Origin of the sequence: Enterococcus sp. 3G6_DIV0642 (assembly GCF_002140635.1) — a bacterium.
Taxonomy (GTDB): Bacteria; Bacillota; Bacilli; order Lactobacillales; family Enterococcaceae; genus Enterococcus_D; species Enterococcus_D casseliflavus.
The window spans coordinates 2,654,571-2,674,132 of record NZ_NGLH01000001.1 but is presented as its reverse complement, the minus strand read 5'-3'; the positions used below and the strand labels follow the sequence as shown (position 1 = coordinate 2,674,132).

The following is a 19,562-nucleotide window of genomic DNA, read 5'->3' as shown; positions in this document are numbered from 1 at the left end:
AAAGAATGAAAACTTGCTTTTGTTTTCGCTTTTTTATTTTCAATGAAGAAATAGACCAAGGAGAATCAACTGAAATGATTGACAAACGAATGAAAAAAAGCAAGAATGAAACTGAAATCTTCAAAGGAGGCACACGTACATGCAAGAATTATCAAAAGGAATCCCAATCTCGATTCATTTAACAACCAATGTACGACAAGCAGGGGAAACAGAGAACTTTCTGTTTGATCTGCAAGGACAAGCAGTCAAGATCGGTGATACCTTATATATCCGTTACAAAGAGATCCAGCCAGACGGTACCGACGTTCCCGTCACGATGAAAATCATGCCAGACGGATTGATTCAATTGATTCGCTCAGGGGAAATGCGCATGCGCTTGAAATTTTCTTATAAGGAACGTTTAGAGACGAGCTACCAAACCCCGTATGGCTTGATGATGTTCCACACCTTCACCAATCATTTGCACGTTAGCTTGAAAGACCGTCCATATTCGGGAAAGATCGATATCGATTATGACTTGTTCATGGCTGCTGACAAAGTCGGCGAATACAAACTATCTTTAGAATTTACCGCTTGATCAAAGGGAAATTGAAAGAAAAAATTGCAATTTGAGGCGTAATTTTGTATGATTAGGAGTAGACTGTGAAAGGACGTGTCCCGTTTGGAAATTAATGTATTTGAAGGTGTAAATAAAAACGAATTGTCGATGATTGAAGTTGCCCATGCGATTTTAGAGCAGCGCGGTGACGTGATGGATTTTTCTGATTTGGTCAACCAAATTCAAAACTATCTTGAAACTTCAGACAGCGAGATTCGTGATTCATTGGCGCAGTTTTATACAGACTTGAATATCGACGGTAGTTTTATTTCTTTAGGCGACAATCGTTGGGGCTTACGTTCATGGTACGCCATTGATTCGATCGATGAAGAAGTCAACCATGGCATCGAAGACGAGGATGAAGATACACCACGTCGTCGCAAACGTAAAAAAGTCAATGCCTTTATCAACGATGATGAAGACGCAATCGATTATAACGATGATGATCCTGAGGATACTGATTTGTCAGATGACGAAGAAGATGATCTCTTTGATGATGATGATGACGAGGATGAAGAAATCTCGGCATACAATTCAGACTTGCAAGAAATCGGCGCCGACAATAGCACCGATGATGAAGAAGAATTACCTGACAGCATTGAGGAAGATCTAACCATTATCGATGACGATGATGAAGATGATTTTGCGGATGAAGAGGAAGAAGAGGAGTAATCCTCTTCTTTTTTTCGCCTTTGGGCTGCAAGCAGCTTTTAATCGCTGAAGGACGATTTCGTCTTCTTACATAGATACAAATAAAAAAAGGAACCGCATCAGCGGTCCCTAAGTGCTTTTGAATTATTGATTTGAATCGAGTATACTTGTAACGAAAAGAAAAAACGCGCCTTGAGGGAATCGAACCCCCGTCTCAAGAACCGGAATCTTACGTGATATCCACTACACTAAAGGCGCGAAGCACAAATATTAGTTTAACCAATTTCAGTGAAAAAAACAAGAGGTAGAATGATGAAATTTCAACAGCAATTTTCACAACAACAAAAACAGACGCAAAAGCTTGCTATGACGCAGAAATTACAGCAATCAATCCTAGTGCTGCAATTTTCTGCAGACGAATTATTGTCCTTCATAGATAACCAAGCATTAGAAAATCCATTGATTGATCTGGGGGAATATGATTCGCCCATCACACCAAGCAAGAGCAGCGGCTCATCAGAACAATTGATGGATTATTTAAGCCAGATCCCTGACCAGCATACGTCTTTATTCGAATACCTCATCGATCAAGTGCATTTAAACTACCGAGATACCTTCTTGCGGACGATCGTTTTATTTTTAGTCGAGTACATTGATTTAAACGGCTTTTTGACGATTGACTTGGAAGAATCTGGAAAGCTTGTTGGTGGGACCCCGATCCAAATGCTCGATGCCTTGACCTTGATCCAGCAGCTAGATCCAGCAGGCGTCGGTGCCCGTGATCTAAGAGAGTGTTTGATGCTGCAAACGGAAAGAGATGACTATGCGCCGCCAATGGCCTATCTCATTTTAGAAGAATTTTTTACGGAAATGGCAGAGCGCAAGTGGGACAAAATCAGCAAAGCGCTGCAGATTCCCTTAACTGAGATCCAAAAGGTCTTTGATTATGTTCAAACATTGACCCCCACACCAGGGGCTGCGTTTGGGTCAACGGATGGGCTTTACATCGTTCCTGACCTGCGAGTGACGGTTGAAAAAGGACAACCGATCGTGAAATCAAACAAACGCGCCTTACCAGAGGTTCGCTTTCAGCAGCAGTACTTTGACCAATTGAAGCAAAGCGGTGATCCGGAGGTCTTAAGTTATTTAGACAATAAAGCCCAAGAGTTCGAGTGGCTAAAGAAGACCTTGCAACAACGAGGCGATACCATCTATCGTGTAGGCGTGCAGATCGTTGCACGGCAAAAGGAGTTTTTCACTCAACCAGATCGTCCATTAAAGCCATTGGTTTTAAGAGAAGTTGCCGAAGAGTTAGGGATTCATGAATCAACGGTCAGCCGGGCAGTCAATGGGAAATACTTGGAGACCTCCTTTGGGGTGTTTGAATTAAAACTATTCTTTGGACAGAAAGTTTCGACGCAAGAAAGCGGTGATGACCTGACGACGGCATCGATCAAACAGCAGCTAAAAGCACTGATCGATGAAGAAAATAAAAACAAACCATTGTCAGACCAAAAGTTGACAGATGCCCTCAAAGCCCAAGGCATCGATATTTCTAGACGAACGGTGGCAAAGTATCGTGAAGCCATGAATATCCCTGGTTCTTCCAAGCGGAAACGATTCGAGTAAAGCAAAACTTACTATTAACGATGAGTAGGGAAGGCAGCAAAGCCTTTCCTTTTTTTATCGATCCTTTCCTCATTTTCATTTTTGACGATTTTATGAAAAGCAAGATTTTGTGACTGAAATAGTTGCGTATCAAGGCGATAAGTGCTACTATTATTGGTGTAGGAAACAGATTTAAATTTTTTTTGCAATCGATGGGTCATTTTAAGTCATTGTAGGACGAAAATTGTCCAACGGGAGGATATAAAATGCTCGATGAATTAAAATTGATTGAGGCAATCACCCCGGATATTCTCGCTGTACTCCAAGAACGTTACCGTATCTTAAGAAATATTTATTGGATGCAGCCCGTTGGCCGCCGGACACTTTCGGAAAGTTTATCAATGACGGAACGCGTGTTGAGGACGGAAACAGATATCCTTAAAAAGCTAAAACTGATCGACTCTTCAAAAAGCGGCATGCAATTGACCGCCTATGGAGAAGAAGTGTACACAAAGATCGGTGCACTGATGGATCAGCTGTTCGGAATGCACCAAATCGAAAAACGATTATCAGAGACCTTTGGCATCGAACGTTGTTTGATTGCGAGCGGCGATGGTGATCGACAACCGAAAGTGATTGCTGAATTTGGTCAGTTGCTGAATGAATCGTTGGATCTCTTATTGCCAGAAGGCAAAAACACCATCGCAGTGATGGGAGGGACGACAATGGCGAAAGTTGCCGAGGAATTGGGCAATTTGGAAACCGCCAAACGTCATAACTTGTTTGTTCCAGCCCGTGGCGGTATCGGAGAATCAGTCAACGTGCAAGCAAATTCAGTCAGCTCAGTAATGGCGATGCAGACAAATGGCGATTATCGCTCCTTGTTTGTACCAGAACAATTAAGCATGAACACCTACGAGTTTCTCTTGAAAGAACCCGCCATCGTTGATGTCTTAAACTTGATAAGTCAAGCAAATTGTGTTATTCATAGTATTGGACGGGCGTTGCATATGGCGGCTCGAAGAAAAATGTCAGAACAAGAAATTCTGATGTTGAAACAAAAAAATGCAGTTGCAGAATCCTTTGGGTATTTCTTTAACGAAGCAGGTGAGGTCGTTTACAAAGTTCCTCGCATCGGACTTCAATTAAAAGATTTGCAAAAAGTCCCAATCATTTTTGCGGTCGCTGGCGGACAATCAAAAGCCAAAGCGGTCAATGCATACATGAAAAATGCACCAAAACAAACCTGGCTCATCACCGATGAAGCTTGCGCAAATGAGATTTTAAAAGGGGCAACCCTTTAAAATAAATATTTTTATGATTTTCATAAGGAGGAAATCTTAAATGACAGTTAAAGTAGGTATTAATGGATTTGGACGTATCGGACGCTTAGCATTTCGTCGTATCCAAGAAGTAGAAGGAATCGAAGTTGTGGCTATCAATGACTTAACAGACGCTAAAATGTTAGCTCACTTGTTAAAATATGATACAACACAAGGACGTTTCAACGGTACAGTTGAAGTTCACGAAGGTTCATTCAATGTGAACGGAAACGAAATCAAAGTTTTAGCTAACCGCAACCCTGAAGAATTGCCTTGGGGCGAATTAGGTGTTGAAATCGTGTTAGAATGTACTGGATTCTTCACTTCTAAAGCAGCTGCTGAAAAACATTTAACAGCTGGTGCAAAACGTGTAGTTATCTCAGCTCCTGGTGGAAACGATGTTCCAACAATCGTTTACAACACAAACCATGAAACTTTAACAGGTGAAGAAACAGTTATCTCTGGTGCTTCATGTACAACAAACTGTTTAGCTCCTATGGCGAAAACATTGAACGACAAATTTGGTGTGATTGAAGGATTAATGACTACAATCCACGCTTACACAGGTGACCAAATGACTCTAGACGGACCACACCCTAAAGGTGACTTCCGCCGTGCCCGTGCTGCTGCTGCAAACATCGTGCCTAACTCAACTGGTGCTGCTAAAGCGATCGGCTTAGTAATCCCAGAATTGAACGGCAAATTAGATGGTGCTGCTCAACGTGTTCCTGTTGCAACTGGTTCATTAACTGAATTAGTTACTGTTCTTGACAAAGAAGTAACTGTTGATGAAATCAATGCAGCAATGAAAGAAGCTTCAAACGAATCTTACGGTTACAACACAGACGAAATCGTTTCTTCTGATATCGTTGGTATGACTTACGGTTCATTATTTGATGCAACTCAAACAAAAGTTATGACTGTTGGCGACAAACAATTAGTTAAAACTGTTGCTTGGTACGACAATGAAATGTCATACACTGCACAATTAGTACGTACTTTAGAATACTTCGCTAACCTATAAGAGTTGCGAACGACTTTAATTTAAACCATCGCAAGAGAAAGCGGGGAAGCATCGCGCTTCTCCGCTTTTTTTAACAATTATGCTAGGAGGAATCTGTTCATGGCGAAAATGACAGTTCAAGATATCGATTTAAAAGATAAAAAAGTTCTTGTACGTGTGGACTTCAACGTTCCATTGAAAGATGGAGTGATCGGAGACGATACACGGATCAAAGCAGCATTACCAACAATCAATTATGTTATCGAAAACGGCGGAAAAGCAATTCTTTTCTCACACTTAGGTCGTGTGAAAGAAGAAGCAGATAAAGCTGGAAAATCTTTAGCGCCAGTTGCGAAACGTCTAGGCGAATTGTTAGGCAAAGAAGTAACTTTCGTGGATGAAACCCGTGGCGAAAAATTAGAAGCAGCGATCAACAACATGCAAGATGGCGATGTCGTTGTTTTTGAAAACACTCGTTTCGAAGACATCGATGGCAAAAAAGAAAGCAAAAACGATCCTGAACTAGGTAAATACTGGGCTTCTTTAGGCGATGTTTTTGTAAATGATGCCTTTGGTACCGCACACCGCGCACACGCTTCAAACGTAGGGATCGCTTCAACAGGTATCCCAACAGTTGCTGGTTTCTTAATGGAAAAAGAAATCAAATTCATCGGTGAAGCAGTCGAAGAACCAAAACGTCCAATGATCGCGATTCTTGGTGGAGCAAAAGTATCTGACAAAATCGGCGTAATCGAAAACTTGATTCCTAAAGCAGACAAAATCTTGATCGGCGGCGGAATGACGTATACGTTCTACAAAGCAAAAGGTATGGAAATCGGTAATTCTCTTGTGGAAGCAGACAAAGTAGAATTAGCAAAAGAATTGATCGAAAAAGCTGGCGATAAATTAGTATTACCAGTTGATTCAATCACTGCTGCTGAATTTTCAAATGATGTCCCAACAGAAGAACATACTGGTGATGTTCCTGAAGGACAAATGGGCTTAGATATCGGACCTGAAACTATCGCTTTGTTTGCTGAAACATTAAAAGGCGCAAAAACAGTTGTTTGGAACGGACCTATGGGTGTGTTTGAAATGTCTAACTTCGCAAACGGTACGATCGGTGTTTGTGAAGCAATTGCCAACCTTGAAGATGCAACAACGATCATCGGTGGCGGTGACTCTGCAGCTGCAGCAGAACAATTAGGTTTTGCTGACAAATTTACCCACATCTCAACAGGTGGCGGTGCCAGCCTTGAATTGCTAGAAGGAAAAACACTTCCTGGCCTAGCTGCGATCAACGATAAATAATCAATGACAAGCCGTGCAAAGGATCTCCTTTGCACGCTTGATAACGAAAAGGAGTGCCAGAACATGCGCAAACCAATTATTGCCGGAAACTGGAAAATGAACAAAACTGCGAAAGAAGCAAAAGAATTTGCTGAAGCAGTCAAAACAAAAATTCCTAGCAACGATACAGTTGACTCTGTGATCGGTTCGCCAGCTTTATTCTTAGAAACATTAGTGAATGCTGCTGAAGGAACAGAATTAAAAATTGCTGCTCAAAACAGTTACTGGGAAAATGAAGGTGCCTTTACTGGCGAAACTTCACCAGCAGCTTTAGCAGATCTAGGTGTTGACTATGTCATCATTGGCCATTCAGAACGTCGTGAATACTTCCATGAGACAGATGAAGACATCAACAAAAAAGCCAAAGCAATCTTTGCAAACGGCATGATCCCAATCCTATGCTGTGGTGAATCTTTAGAAACCTATGAAGCTGGCAAAACAGCGAAGTGGATCGAAGGACAAATCACTGCTGGCTTAGACGGTTTAACAGACGGTCAAGTAAGTAATCTTGTGATTGCTTACGAACCAATCTGGGCGATCGGTACTGGTAAATCAGCGGATGCAAACATCGCAGACGAAATTTGTGGCGTTGTCCGCAAAACCGTTGAAAAATTATACGGCAAAGAAGTTTCAGACAGCGTACGTATCCAATACGGCGGCTCTGTAAAACCTGAAAACATTGCTGAATATATGGCAAAAGAAAATGTTGACGGAGCATTAGTTGGCGGCGCAAGCTTGCAAGCTGATTCATTCCTAGCATTATTAGATGCTGTAAAATAATTTCATTTTCATGAAAATAACATTTGCAGAATCGTCATTTTTTCACTACAATTAAGTTGTTCGCAAGGGGCATTCCCCTTAAGATAAAACAAACTCAAAGGAGAGACAAAACATGTCAATTATTACTGATGTTTACGCACGCGAAGTCTTAGACTCACGTGGTAACCCAACTATCGAAGTAGAAGTCTACACAGAATCAGGTGCTTTCGGCCGCGGAATGGTTCCTTCAGGAGCTTCAACAGGTGAACACGAAGCAGTTGAATTACGTGATGGCGACAAAGCTCGTTATGGCGGTAAAGGTGTAACGAAAGCAGTTGACAATGTAAATAACATCATTGCAGAAGCTATCATCGGCTACGATGTACGTGACCAAATGGCTATCGATAAAGCAATGATCGCTTTAGACGGAACTCCTAACAAAGGCAAATTAGGCGCAAACGCGATTCTTGGTGTTTCTATCGCTGTTGCTCGTGCAGCTGCTGATTACCTAGAAGTACCTTTATACCACTACTTAGGCGGATTCAATACAAAAGTATTGCCAACTCCTATGATGAACATCATCAACGGTGGTTCTCACTCTGACGCACCAATCGCTTTCCAAGAATTCATGATCTTGCCTGTAGGCGCACCTACATTCAAAGAAGGCTTACGTTGGGGTACTGAAGTATTCCACGCTTTGAAATCAATCTTGTCTAAACGTGGTTTAGAAACTTCAGTAGGTGACGAAGGTGGTTTCGCTCCTCGTTTTGAAGGAACTGAAGACGGTGTTGAAACAATCTTAGAAGCAATCAAAGCTGCTGGTTTAGAACCAGGTAAAGACGTATACCTAGGATTTGACTGTGCATCATCAGAATTCTACGAAAACGGTGTTTACGACTACTCTAAATTTGAAGGCGAAAACGGCGTAAAACGTACTGCTGCTGAACAAGTTGACTACTTAGAAGAATTAGTTAACAAATACCCAATCATCACTATCGAAGACGGTATGGATGAAAACGACTGGGATGGTTGGAAACTATTAACTGAACGCTTAGGCGACAAAGTTCAATTAGTAGGGGATGACTTGTTCGTTACAAATACTGAAATCCTTGAAAAAGGAATCAAAAACGGTATCGGTAACTCAATCCTTATCAAAGTTAACCAAATCGGTACATTGACTGAAACATTCAATGCTATCGAAATGGCGAAAGAAGCTGGTTACACTGCAGTCGTTTCTCACCGTTCAGGTGAAACAGAAGATTCAACAATCTCTGATATCGCAGTTGCAACAAACGCTGGCCAAATCAAAACTGGTTCTCTTTCACGTACTGACCGTATTGCAAAATACAACCAATTACTACGTATCGAAGACCAACTTGGTGAAGTTGCTGAATACAAAGGCTTGCAAGCTTTCTACAACTTAAAAAATAAATAATCAATTTCATTGATTTGCTCTGATGTTCTGTGGGCGGCTGATTCTTATCAGCTGCCACGACATCAGAGTTTTTTGTTTAATAAAAGTTAAGAGATCTTATAAATAGACAGAAAATAACCATAAGGTTTTAAAGAATCTGCTAAAATTTTTTTAATATAAAATGAAAATAAATGGATGTTTTATGAAAGCTTTCATCGGTATTTTCAAAATGATATTTTCTAACAAGTGAAATTTTGTTGAAGGAGCGGCAAAGGCTTTGGTTAGTTGAGTTGAAACAAAAAGACTTTGGTCACGATCAAAAGAATCTTTATCGATTTTGACTATTTTTTATGAAAATATTATTCTTTTACATTTTGATTTTAAAGAAATCCTATTTCATCTTCACGAATTCGCTTGGAATCAAAAGACAGGTATCAATGGTTTCTCTCACTTTTTTCACAGAATCGAAATTTCATTAGCTTTGCTTTTTTTCTTCTTTCCGATTAGGATAATCACCTGAGTAAAATTTGTTGTTTGGAGGAAGAGAAATGTGTACTTATGTGAAAAAAATAGCTTACCCAATGTTCATGCTGTCCTTACTTATGTTATCCTATTTGGCGCCTTTATTATCAGTCATCACAGCCAATGCGGACACCGAGGAGAATCCCAAAACAATCCTATTTCAAAACGAAAAGGGCACTGCGCAAGTGACCTCATTACCAGATCCTACCACAGGAGAAATCACTTGGACGATCGAGGTAGAAAAGAATCAGCAGTCTGCTGCTAATCAACTAGCATTCAGTTTGAGTGAAGGAGAACAAACGGTTCTGCCAGAATCAATCCAAAGCAACGGCACGCCATTTACATATGATCCGCAAAGACAGCAGCTGATGGAAGAAAGTACTAGCAGCTCCTTTAGCCAAATGACGCTAACGTTTCAAACAAAAGCTCTTGAAACATTGACAATCAAATCCGCCTTTCTTCAAACAGAGGAAGAAAATGGACAAGTGAAAGAAGACATCATCAATTCAACAGATGTAGCAGTTGTTCTACCTGAAAATGAATCCACAGAAGCAACGAGTGCCGAAGCAGTGCTTGCTGACAGTCAGGAACAAACAGGGGCTTCCGAAAAACAGCCTGCAACAAAAAGCAGCGAGTCACAACCACAAGCAGAGTCAACTACCGCATCAACAGCCATAGAATCACCACTTAATACACAAGCAAGTGCACCAGCAGCTTCAAAACTGTCAAGTGGCGGCAGCTTTAAAAATGATGTGCCAGAAGTTGATGACGTACTTCTAGGAGAAGCCCAGTTTTTTCATATTTTTGCTAACCATGCGACGCTAAATACCCACACGAACGGAAACTTAGCAGTGGGAGAACTAAATGGAAATGTCAATTTTGGAACCAGTATTCAGGATGGTTCGTTGGCAACAGAAATCAATTATATTCAAAAGGTCAATACGATCGCAAATTCTTCCTTTGTGTCAGGAACTGATAGCAGAAAAAACAAAGTTGTTTTTGGCCCATCAGTCACAGTAGATTTAGCAGATCAAAATCAACAACCTGCCGTTTTTGTAAATGGACAGAGAATGGATCACTTGAAAACTTCCGAAGTTTTCCAAGATCAATCTGCAAGTGAACCGTATATAGATTTTAAATAGGTATTTTCAACGTTACAGGCGACGTCAGAAAGGCTAGGAGCCTATCCGCAAACACCCGGTGTAACCAAAGACTTTACTGATAATAATCAGCGGGTCATCAATACCGCCCGTGCTGAAAATGATACGCAAGAGGTTGTGTTGACCTTAACGGATGAACAAGGAAACCCGCTTGATGACGGTGTTTACGAACTTCAAAATAAAAAGACACATAAAGAGGTTGATGAAGAGGTCACAAATGATGATGGACAAGTAATCGAAACGGATCTTCCAGAAGGGGACTATTCCTTTGTTGAAACAGAAGCGCCAGATGGTTATCTAATCGACAAGAAACCAATTTCCTTTTCGGCAGATACTATTGATGAAGAAGATCAAAAGGTAGTCGTTACTCTTTCAAAAACAGAATTAGAAAAAGATACACCCATTACCATCAAAGGGCTAACAAAAGGCACGTCTCCTGTACTCATCAATGTGGATACTGAAGGAGCAAGTACCGTTAATATCAAGTCGCAAATCAAACTAGAATATACAGATGGCACGATGCGCAATAGTCATGAAACAGAAGCGTTTGATGATGCCGTTATCCTGTGGAATTTTATTAATCAGCCAGAAAATCAAATGATTTCGATCAATAGTCCCTTCCAAGGAACGATTTTGGCTGTTGGTGATACAGTTGATGTCCACCAAAATGTTGACGGCAGTATCATTGCTGATACGGTATTGGTCAATGCGGAAACCCACCGCTGGGATCTTCAAGCCAATGAAACGGTTGTACCGATAATCAAATTAGCTGCAATGAATCACCTGCTGTCTCTTGATACAACGACAGTCAGCGGAACCAAAACGTGGGACGATTATGACAACAAATTTAATACCCGTCCGACAAGCATTACGGTTCAATTACTGCAAAATGGTGAAGTGTTCCAAACAAAAACGGTTACCCAAAATAAAGAGGGAGAATGGCATTATGAATTTACTGATCTACCGACAACCGACGAATCTGGTCAGACCTATGACTACGCAATTCAAGAAACACCCGTTGAAGGATACACCACCAAAGTAAATGGCTATGACCTAGTCAACACCTACCGTAATACTGAAACGACAAAAGTATCAGGAACGAAAACATGGAATGACTACGAAAACAAGTTCAACACACGTCCAGAAAGTATCACTGTCGACTTAATGCAAAACGGTAAAGAGATTGACAAACAAATCGTAAAAGCAGTTAACCAAGGCGACTGGACCTATCGATTTGACAATTTGCCTAAGTATGATGCCGAAGGAAAAGCCTACACTTACACGATTCAAGAAGCAGACGTTTCTGGATATATCAGTGAAGTAAACGGCTATGACCTAGTCAATACGGAAACAACCACAGTTTCAGGCAGAAAAACTTGGAATGACAACGACAACCAATTCAACACCCGCCCTGAAAATATCACTGTCAAGCTGATGCGAAACGGCGAAAAATACGCAGAAAAAAATGTAAAGTCAGATAACCACGGCAACTGGACCTATCGCTTTGACAATCTGCCTAAGTACGATGCCAAAGGAAAAGCCTACACTTACACGATTCAAGAAGAAAATGTTCCAGGATATATCAGTGAAGTAAACGGCTATGACCTAGTCAATACGGAAACAACCACAGTTTCAGGCAGAAAAACTTGGAATGACAACGACAATCAATTCAACACACGCCCAGAAAGCATCACTGTCAAGCTGATGCGAAACGGCGAAAAATACGCAGAAAAAAATGTAAAGTCAGATAACCACGGCAACTGGACCTATCGCTTTGATAAGCTGCCAAAATACGATGCCGAAGGAAAAGCCTACACTTACACGATCCAAGAAGAAAAAGTTTCAGGATACACCACCAAAGTAAACGGCTATGACTTAGTCAACACCTACCGTAACACCGAAACGACAGAAGTATCAGGAACAAAGACATGGAATGACTACGACAACAAGTTCAATACCCGCCCTGAAAGCATCACTGTCAAGCTGATGCAAAACGGCGAAAAATACGCAGAAAAAATCGTAAAAGCCGATAAAAAAGGCAACTGGACCTATCGCTTTGACGATCTGCCAAAATACGATGCCGAAGGAAAAGCCTATACCTACAGGATCCAAGAAGGAAAAGTTCCAGATTACACCACCAAAATAAATGGCTATAACTTAGTCAACACTTATACAGGGCCAGAGACACCGAAAACCCCGAGTGATCCTAAAAAGCCGCAGGTCCCGTTGTCACCTAAAAAGCCAGATACATCTAAACAACCGGAAGATGACAACAAGAATGACGCAAACCATGCGACTACTGAAAAACGATTGCCTAAGACAAACGAGCGCTCTTCTTATGTGTGGAGTATCCTTGGAAGTATTTTACTCGTTACAAGCGTTGGCATGCTTTATCGACGAAAACATAGTTAACCAATCAAAACTTTGCCCTGACTTCTAACAGATAAGCAGGGCAAAGTTTTTTTTAAAAGTATAGGACTTATTTAAGACCTGCGACAAAACTTTGGCTGAAATCCATTGTAAATGGTAAACTAAAATGAAGGGGGGATCCTATGGTTTGGCTATTGCTACTACTGCTTATTTTTGGTTTTTTGGTGTACTATGTTTATCGCACGTCTGTTTTGAAAAAGGGCGTACGCTATTTTGTTTCGGCGATCATTATGCGAAACAATGAATGGTATGAAAAAGAAGGCAGAAAGAAACTGGGGATTCCATACAAAGAGCGGATCGCAACAAAGAGTTCAGCTTTTTGGGCACAAGGTTCGGATTGTACGGTAACGACCGCCGATGATCTGATCCTAACAGCGGAAGTCTTTGATCAGTGTGCAAAAACGTGGGTGATCTGCTTGCACGGGTATCGCAGTGATGGACAAGCAGATTGTCAAGAGGCAGCCGAGAAATTCTGGTCTGCCGGTTACAATGTTTTAGTTCCTGATTTACGTGGACATGGCCGCAGTGAAGGCAAAGAGATCGGTTTAGGGTGGCTAGATCGGATGGATCTGCTTTTGTGGATCGATAAGATTTTGGAAAAAGACCCACAAACACAAATCTTCCTCTATGGTTTAGGAATGGGGGCTGCGACTTTGCTGCTGGCTAGTGGAGAAGTCATGCCTGTGCAAGTGGCTGGGTTGATCTCAGACAGCAGCTATACGTCCGTTTACAGTGCGATCCGATCAAGCTTGCCGCAATTTTCTCGGTTACCGATCAAACGCTTTTTGCGCTTAGCGAATCGCTATAGCAAACAATTAGTCGGTTATCCCTTCTTGCAGATCTCGGTGACCCGACAAGTCGGCAGCAACCATTTACCTGTGCTGTTTTTACAAGGAGAAAAAGATTCGTTTCTTTCGGAAAAAGAGATCAATACCTTAATGGAAGCAACGGCTGGACCGAAACAAAAAGTCCTCTTTGCGAATATGGGACATTTACAGGCAGTGAAAGATGCACCAGAATATTGGCCAACCGTTTTGCAATTCATTGAGAATATCAAACAAAATACAGACATCGTCTGATAGAAAGGAAGAAAGCAATGGAAATCAAAGAAGAAAATAAACGTTTTGCTTTGTATGATGGAGAAAAAGAGGTGGGAGAAATCACATGGCAAGAAACGCCAGATAATGTTCTAGAAGTAGACCACACCTTCGTCAACCCTGATTATCGCGGCCAGCAATTGGCGCAAAAATTACTCAAAGCGGTTGTTGAAAAAGCAAGACGGGAAGAGAAAAAAATTATGCCTGTCTGCTCCTTTGCGGTCAAAGAGTTCAAAGAAAAACCAGAATACGATGACGTACTCGTTCGCTGATTTGAACGAAAGTGATCTATGAGAAAAAGGCTGTCAGAAAGGACAGTCTTTTTTTAAACCGTCCTGCAACGGGCAATGACAAAAAGAGAGTAGTAATTTCCAGCGGAAAATGCTAAAATGGAAAGGACGACTTTAGCAAGCAAGGAGGAGCTAACGTGTATAACATCTTATTAACTGCTGTGATCGTTATTTCGATTTTAATGGTCATTACGATCATGATGCAGCCTAGCAAGCAAAATAGTGCAGCTAGTGCCTTTACCGGCGGTGCAGATCAATTGTTTGGTAAGCAAAAAGCCCGTGGATTTGAAGCGGTGATGCAGCGTTCAACGGCCATTTTAGGTTTTGTTTGGATGGTCTTGCTCTTTATTTTGGCTTTTCTTTCATCAAACTAATCACTTTGTTAGCGAACCTCTCGTAAAGAGAGGTTTTTTTCTTTTTAACGGGAAGATTTTGATCGCATTTGTCGAAGTATTCTTGCTAACTATGGTAGAATTGGACGTGAGGTGAAAGGAAACATGAAAACATTTAATCAACCAAAACCGGTTTTTGCTGAACACGGCAAACGAGCGGTCATTTTGTTCCATGCCTATTCAGGCAGTCCTAACGATGTGCGCATGCTTTGTCGTTCGTTAGAACAAAAAGACTACACGGTTTATACACCGATGTTTACTGGACATGGTACACCGAATCCAGATGATATCTTAAATCAAGGAATGACTGTTTGGCAGCAGGATGCTGCGGATGCAGTTGCTTATGTGAAAGAAAAAGGCTATGAGGAAGTTGCCGTTCTTGGACTTTCGATGGGTGGGATTTTAGCGATGGATCGTTTGACGCAAGACCCAACATTGATGGGGGGCGGACTGTTTTGTTCTCCATTATTTGAAACCAAGAATGAAGTGCCAGTCAATTTTGAAAAGTATGCGGAAATGGTCATACCCTACGCTGATTTAGATGAGGCGACCCAAAAAGAAATATTGGCAGAAGTCCCTCGTAAGGTCAGAGAACAACTGCAAGGAATCGAAACAGTCGGACAAACCACAGCTGAGCATTTAGGAAAAATCGAGCGCCCAGTCTTCTTGGCGCAAGCAGGAAGGGACCAAATGATCGATCCACAGACGGTTTTCAAAACCGCAGCGGCATTGTCCCATGTTCCCTATACGCTTCAATGGTATCCCGAAAGCGGTCATGTGGTGACCGTGGGACCAGAACGGAAAAAATTAGAGCAGGATGTGTTTGCTTTCTTAGAAACACTTGCTTGGAAAGAGTGAGTTATGACAGAAACGATTAAAACAAAAATCATTCAGTTTCTCGAAGAAAGCCGTAAAAAAAGTTTTTCAATGGAAGAAATTGCTGAAGGTCTAGGACTTCAAAAAAGTACAGACTTTAAGAATCTTGTCCAGACAGTAGCGGCGATGGAACGAGAAGGCAGTGTGATTTTTAACAAAAAAGGCAAAGTGAAATTACCCATGAAACGTGTGTTTGTGGAAGGAACCTTCCGTGCCAATGAGCGAGGCTTCGGCTTTGTCACGTTGGATGAAGAAGAAGACGATATTTATATACCTAAAGAAGCAACAGGCTATGCCATGGACGGCGATACCGTTGCTGTAGACATCGTGCATGTTGCCGATCCTTTTTCAGATCGCGGCGCAGAGGGAAAGGTCGTAGAAATCAAACAACGCGCCATCAGTCAGTTGGTCGGCGAGTTTACATTATTTGACGAAAAAGAGATCGAAGAATCGGATCTATATGGCGTTGTTCAACCTAAAGATAAAAAACTAAGCGATTTAAAGGTGTTTATCGGCGCCCAAGGAATTCGTCCAGTAGACGGCAGCATCGTGATCGTTGAGATCAGCCATTATCCAGAAAAAGGCTATTCGAAAAGCTTAGAGGGGTTGATCACAAAAGTTGTGGGGCATAAAAACGATCCTGGAATGGATATTTTATCGATCGTCGTGGCGAATGGGATTCCCACAAAATTTGAGGAAGAAACCTTGGCAGCGGCAGATGCAGTACCCGATACGATCGATCCTGCTGACTTTCCAGAACGACGGGATTTGCGAGATCAACAGATCGTAACGATCGATGGAGCGGATGCCAAAGATTTGGATGATGCGGTGACGGTAAAAGCATTGCCTGACGGCAGCTTCTATTTGGGCGTGCATATCGCCGATGTTTCTTATTATGTGACAGAAAACAGTGCGTTGGACAAAGAAGCTTTTGAGCGGGGAACGAGTGTCTATCTAACGGATCGAGTGATCCCGATGATCCCACAACGTTTATCAAACGGGATCTGTTCGTTGAATCCGAATGTGCCAAGGTTGGCCATGAGCTGTGAAATGTGGATCAACCAAGAGGGGATCGTCACGGATTACAATATTTTCCAAAGTATTATTCAAACAAGTGCCCGCATGACTTATCAGGCAGTCAATCAAATTATTGAAGACAATGATCCAGAAACCAGCAAAGAATATGCGAAACTAGTACCGATGTTCCATGATATGGCCGCCTTGCACCACGTGTTAGAAACGATGCGCATCAAACGTGGGGCGGTTTCTTTTGAAGACCGAGAAGCAAAAGTCTTGGTCGATGGAGAAGGACACCCGCAAGAAATCGTTCTGAGAGAACGTGGCGTCGGCGAACGATTGATCGAGTCCTTCATGTTGGCAGCCAATGAAACCGTGGCGCGCCATTTCAATCGGAAGCATTTACCATTTATTTATCGGATCCATGAGGAACCAAAAGAAGAGAAAATGCGCCGCTTCTTTGATTTTGCATCTGCTTTAGGGATCGTAGTCAAACAAACCAACGGCTCGATCTCACCAAAACAACTGCAAAAAGTGGTTGAAGATGTCGCGGATAAGCCAGAGGCAATGGTTGTCAATACGATGCTGCTCAGAAGTATGCAGCAAGCGAAGTATTCAGAAGAAAACGTCGGCCACTATGGTTTGGCAGCGGAAGATTATACCCACTTCACGTCACCGATCCGTCGGTACCCCGACTTGATCGTGCATCGCTTGATTCGTTCTTACAGTGAAGATGTCTCTGAAGCCAACCAAAACAAATGGGCGGAAATCTTGCCTGACATCGCCATGCACAGCTCCCAAATGGAACGACGAGCAGTCGATGCAGAAAGAGAAGTCGATGCGCTTAAAAAAGCTGAGTATATGGCCGATAAAGTAGGAGAAGAGTTTGAGGGTATCATCAGTTCCGTCGTTAAGTTTGGCTTGTTTATTGAATTGCCTAACACGATTGAAGGGCTGATCCATATCAATAATCTGAAGCAAGATTACTTCCATTATTTGGAAAACCATCTGGCACTTGTAGGGGAACGGACAGGCTTGACCTTTAAAATTGGTCAAAAAGTTCGTATCAAAGTCGTGAAAGCTGATCCTGAAACAAGAGAGATCGATTTTGAATTGGTAGCAGCAGAAGAAGTCGAAAAACTGCAAGCACCAAAAGCTAACAAACGAAACAACCATCAAAAAAATGAAGCGAACCGTCGCGGGAAAAAGCAACGCAACCCTGAGAAAAACCAAGGGAAACGCTTTGAACAAACCGGTAAAGGCAAATCAAAGAAAGCTGGCAAAGTGAAAAAGAAAAAACCTTTTTATAAAGGAATCAAGAAAAAATAATTGGAGGGATGGCCCGTGCCTAAAGGAGAAGGGAAATTAATCGCCCAAAACAAAAAGGCCCGCCATGATTACACGATCCTCGATACGATCGAAGCGGGGATCGTCTTACAGGGAACAGAGATCAAAGCGATCCGTAACAGTCGGATCAATTTGAAAGACGGCTTTGTACGCATTCGCAATGGTGAGGCATTCTTAGTCAATGTGCATATCAGCCCTTACGAGCAAGGAAACATTTTTAATCATGATCCACTACGGACAAGAAAACTGTTACTGCATAAAAAGCAGATTGCTCGTCTGATTGGCGAAACAAAAAATACCGGCATGACGATCGTTCCATTAAAGGTGTATATCAAGGATGGTTATGCCAAAGTTTTGATTGGTTTAGCGAAAGGAAAACGCGAATATGACAAGCGGGAATCCTTGAAACGCAAAGATCAAGAAAGACAAATTGACCGAGTTCTTAGAAATTTCTAATTTTCTAAGAACTTCTTTTAGAATCCGATAGAGGTTATTGCTTTGAAAATCGCGCTAAATTTGGTAGCATTTAAGGGAAAGCTGTTGATATAACAGGCTTTTTCTTCCACATAGCGACACGGGGATTTTTCATTTAATTTAGGATTTTTAGCATTGTGAGTTTTTTGTCTAATTTTCTTGAAAATGCTTTGAAATTTTCCATTCGTGGTGGTATGATACCGATTGTTATGAGAGGAAACGCATTGTAACACCAGATTTTTTTCTGGAGATGACAGGAAAAGAGGTGAGAAAGATTGGAAGATAAATCGCTTATGTTTCATATCGGTCCTATATGGTTTGATGGAACTGTAGCTATGATGACAATCATTTCTTGTATTATTGTTTTTTTGGTGGTCTTTATTTGTACACGTAATCTGCAAATGAAACCGAAAGGGAAGCAGAACTTCATTGAATGGGTCATTGACTTTGTTCGCGGTATCGTAGCGGACAATCTACCAGGATCTCAAGTGAACAACTTTCATTTGCTCGGTGTAACAATGTTTCTTTTTGTGTTTGTGGCAAATGAGATCGGGTTAGTCACAAAAATCGTGACGACAGATGACATTACCTTATGGAAAAGTCCGACAGCAGACCCGTTTGTTACACTGACACTCGCACTTATGGTTATTTCCTTGACACATTTCTTTGGGATCAAGTCGTTGGGCTTCAAAAATTACTTGATCAATTCGTACTTGAAACCGGTGGGGTTCTTATTGCCGCTAAAAATCATCGAAGAATTTACGAATGTCATCACGTTAGGCTTGCGTTTATATGGAAATATATTCGCAGGGGAAGTGTTATTAGGATTGATTGCCAACATGTTTATTAGTCTTGGTTGGTGGTCATTACCGATCGTGATGCCGCTAGAAATGATCTGGATTGGCTTCTCACTCTTTATTGGAGCGATCCAAGCTTATGTATTTGTTACATTGACCATGGTATTTATGAGCCACAAAATCGTGGCAGAACATTAATCGAATCGACATACAATTAGGAGGAAAAAAGAATGAACTTTATTGGAGCAGGACTAGCAATTATCGGAGCAGCAATTGGTGCAGGATATGGTAACGGACAAGTAATCGCAAAAACGATCGAATCAATGGCACGCCAACCTGAAATGTCAGGTCAACTACGTTCAACAATGTTTATCGGGGTAGCGTTAGTCGAAGCTGTACCGATTCTAGGGGTAGTTATCGCGCTGTTATTAGTCTTCCGATAAGACAAGCACGAA

General features: G+C 41.6%; 18 protein-coding genes and 1 tRNA gene. 18 read left to right on the top strand and 1 reads right to left on the bottom strand.

The features are described 5' to 3' along the window. Window positions 1–139 precede the first annotated feature (139 nt). The gene (locus A5878_RS12900) at window positions 140–577 is read left to right on the top strand and encodes a DUF1934 domain-containing protein (protein ID WP_005228669.1); all 438 of its coding nucleotides are present in this window, start codon (window positions 140–142) and stop codon (window positions 575–577) included. Between the two features lie 84 nt (window positions 578–661). Beyond that, a complete protein-coding gene (rpoE, locus tag A5878_RS12895; RefSeq protein WP_005234347.1) occupies window positions 662–1,270 on the top strand; it encodes a DNA-directed RNA polymerase subunit delta in 609 nt (202 codons plus the stop codon). Between the two features lie 165 nt (window positions 1,271–1,435). Here rpoE and A5878_RS12890 read toward each other — a convergent pair. Next, a tRNA-Arg gene (locus tag A5878_RS12890) sits at window positions 1,436–1,507 on the bottom strand. 51 nt (window positions 1,508–1,558) lie between these two features. On the opposite strand from A5878_RS12890, the gene rpoN reads away from it, so the two are divergent. The 16 genes from rpoN (at window position 1,559) to atpE (ending at window position 19,550) form a co-directional block, all read left to right on the top strand. Beyond that, the gene (gene rpoN / locus A5878_RS12885) at window positions 1,559–2,878 is read left to right on the top strand and encodes an RNA polymerase factor sigma-54 (RefSeq protein WP_172462581.1); all 1,320 of its coding nucleotides are present in this window, start codon (window positions 1,559–1,561) and stop codon (window positions 2,876–2,878) included. Window positions 2,879–3,123: 245 nt separating this feature from the next. Further along, the gene (locus A5878_RS12880) at window positions 3,124–4,161 is read left to right on the top strand and encodes a sugar-binding transcriptional regulator (protein ID WP_005228675.1); all 1,038 of its coding nucleotides are present in this window, start codon (window positions 3,124–3,126) and stop codon (window positions 4,159–4,161) included. A 40-nt stretch (window positions 4,162–4,201) separates the two neighbouring features. Continuing rightward, window positions 4,202–5,203: a type I glyceraldehyde-3-phosphate dehydrogenase gene (gap, locus tag A5878_RS12875; RefSeq protein WP_008380858.1), complete on the top strand. Its 1,002-nt coding sequence runs from the start codon at window positions 4,202–4,204 to the stop codon at window positions 5,201–5,203. Window positions 5,204–5,302: 99 nt separating this feature from the next. Beyond that, the gene (gene pgk / locus A5878_RS12870) at window positions 5,303–6,493 is read left to right on the top strand and encodes a phosphoglycerate kinase (RefSeq protein ID WP_005234355.1); all 1,191 of its coding nucleotides are present in this window, start codon (window positions 5,303–5,305) and stop codon (window positions 6,491–6,493) included. Between the two features lie 63 nt (window positions 6,494–6,556). After that, complete coding sequence (gene tpiA / locus A5878_RS12865) at window positions 6,557–7,312, top strand: triose-phosphate isomerase (protein WP_086295654.1); 756 nt, start codon at window positions 6,557–6,559, stop codon at window positions 7,310–7,312. Window positions 7,313–7,424: 112 nt separating this feature from the next. Then, entirely contained in the window at window positions 7,425–8,726 is a 1,302-nt protein-coding gene (gene eno, locus A5878_RS12860) for a surface-displayed alpha-enolase (RefSeq protein ID WP_005234360.1), read from the top strand. A 527-nt stretch (window positions 8,727–9,253) separates the two neighbouring features. Next, the gene (locus A5878_RS17725) at window positions 9,254–10,369 is read left to right on the top strand and encodes a hypothetical protein (protein ID WP_256925790.1); all 1,116 of its coding nucleotides are present in this window, start codon (window positions 9,254–9,256) and stop codon (window positions 10,367–10,369) included. Window positions 10,370–10,507: 138 nt separating this feature from the next. Continuing rightward, window positions 10,508–12,799 (top strand): Cna B-type domain-containing protein, encoded by a 2,292-nt coding sequence (locus A5878_RS17720; RefSeq protein WP_256925789.1) that lies wholly within the window; start codon window positions 10,508–10,510, stop codon window positions 12,797–12,799. A gap of 140 nt (window positions 12,800–12,939) precedes the next feature. Next, the gene (locus tag A5878_RS12850; RefSeq protein ID WP_015510185.1) at window positions 12,940–13,896 is read left to right on the top strand and encodes an alpha/beta hydrolase; all 957 of its coding nucleotides are present in this window, start codon (window positions 12,940–12,942) and stop codon (window positions 13,894–13,896) included. 17 nt (window positions 13,897–13,913) lie between these two features. After that, window positions 13,914–14,186: a GNAT family N-acetyltransferase gene (locus tag A5878_RS12845; protein WP_060792847.1), complete on the top strand. Its 273-nt coding sequence runs from the start codon at window positions 13,914–13,916 to the stop codon at window positions 14,184–14,186. Window positions 14,187–14,341: 155 nt separating this feature from the next. Further along, window positions 14,342–14,578, top strand: a complete 237-nt coding sequence (secG, locus tag A5878_RS12840) for a preprotein translocase subunit SecG (RefSeq protein WP_005228700.1) — start codon at window positions 14,342–14,344, stop codon at window positions 14,576–14,578. A gap of 123 nt (window positions 14,579–14,701) precedes the next feature. Then, window positions 14,702–15,454: a carboxylesterase gene (locus A5878_RS12835; RefSeq protein WP_060792848.1), complete on the top strand. Its 753-nt coding sequence runs from the start codon at window positions 14,702–14,704 to the stop codon at window positions 15,452–15,454. Window positions 15,455–15,457: 3 nt separating this feature from the next. Further along, complete coding sequence (gene rnr, locus A5878_RS12830; RefSeq protein WP_060792849.1) at window positions 15,458–17,818, top strand: ribonuclease R; 2,361 nt, start codon at window positions 15,458–15,460, stop codon at window positions 17,816–17,818. Between the two features lie 15 nt (window positions 17,819–17,833). After that, window positions 17,834–18,292: an SsrA-binding protein SmpB gene (gene smpB, locus A5878_RS12825; RefSeq protein ID WP_008380870.1), complete on the top strand. Its 459-nt coding sequence runs from the start codon at window positions 17,834–17,836 to the stop codon at window positions 18,290–18,292. A 293-nt stretch (window positions 18,293–18,585) separates the two neighbouring features. Beyond that, on the top strand, window positions 18,586–19,305 hold the full coding sequence (gene atpB, locus A5878_RS12820) for a F0F1 ATP synthase subunit A (RefSeq protein WP_008380872.1): 720 nt from the start codon (window positions 18,586–18,588) through the stop codon (window positions 19,303–19,305). A gap of 32 nt (window positions 19,306–19,337) precedes the next feature. Next, window positions 19,338–19,550 (top strand): ATP synthase F0 subunit C, encoded by a 213-nt coding sequence (gene atpE, locus A5878_RS12815; protein WP_005228705.1) that lies wholly within the window; start codon window positions 19,338–19,340, stop codon window positions 19,548–19,550. The last annotated feature ends 12 nt before the right edge of the window (window positions 19,551–19,562 follow it).

What these genes read in the sequence shown, in the direction of transcription:
- rnr (WP_060792849.1), top strand. Translation starts at nt 15,458, where the DNA reads ATGACAGAAACGATTAAAACAAAAATCATTCAGTTTCTCGAAGAAAGC.
- tpiA (WP_086295654.1), top strand. Translation starts at nt 6,557, where the DNA reads ATGCGCAAACCAATTATTGCCGGAAACTGGAAAATGAACAAAACTGCG.
- A5878_RS12850 (WP_015510185.1), top strand. Translation starts at nt 12,940, where the DNA reads ATGGTTTGGCTATTGCTACTACTGCTTATTTTTGGTTTTTTGGTGTAC.
- A5878_RS17725 (WP_256925790.1), top strand. Translation starts at nt 9,254, where the DNA reads ATGTGTACTTATGTGAAAAAAATAGCTTACCCAATGTTCATGCTGTCC.
- eno (WP_005234360.1), top strand. Translation starts at nt 7,425, where the DNA reads ATGTCAATTATTACTGATGTTTACGCACGCGAAGTCTTAGACTCACGT.
- rpoN (WP_172462581.1), top strand. Translation starts at nt 1,559, where the DNA reads ATGATGAAATTTCAACAGCAATTTTCACAACAACAAAAACAGACGCAA.
- gap (WP_008380858.1), top strand. Translation starts at nt 4,202, where the DNA reads ATGACAGTTAAAGTAGGTATTAATGGATTTGGACGTATCGGACGCTTA.
- A5878_RS12900 (WP_005228669.1), top strand. Translation starts at nt 140, where the DNA reads ATGCAAGAATTATCAAAAGGAATCCCAATCTCGATTCATTTAACAACC.
- A5878_RS12880 (WP_005228675.1), top strand. Translation starts at nt 3,124, where the DNA reads ATGCTCGATGAATTAAAATTGATTGAGGCAATCACCCCGGATATTCTC.
- A5878_RS12835 (WP_060792848.1), top strand. Translation starts at nt 14,702, where the DNA reads ATGAAAACATTTAATCAACCAAAACCGGTTTTTGCTGAACACGGCAAA.
- atpE (WP_005228705.1), top strand. Translation starts at nt 19,338, where the DNA reads ATGAACTTTATTGGAGCAGGACTAGCAATTATCGGAGCAGCAATTGGT.
- A5878_RS12845 (WP_060792847.1), top strand. Translation starts at nt 13,914, where the DNA reads ATGGAAATCAAAGAAGAAAATAAACGTTTTGCTTTGTATGATGGAGAA.
- pgk (WP_005234355.1), top strand. Translation starts at nt 5,303, where the DNA reads ATGGCGAAAATGACAGTTCAAGATATCGATTTAAAAGATAAAAAAGTT.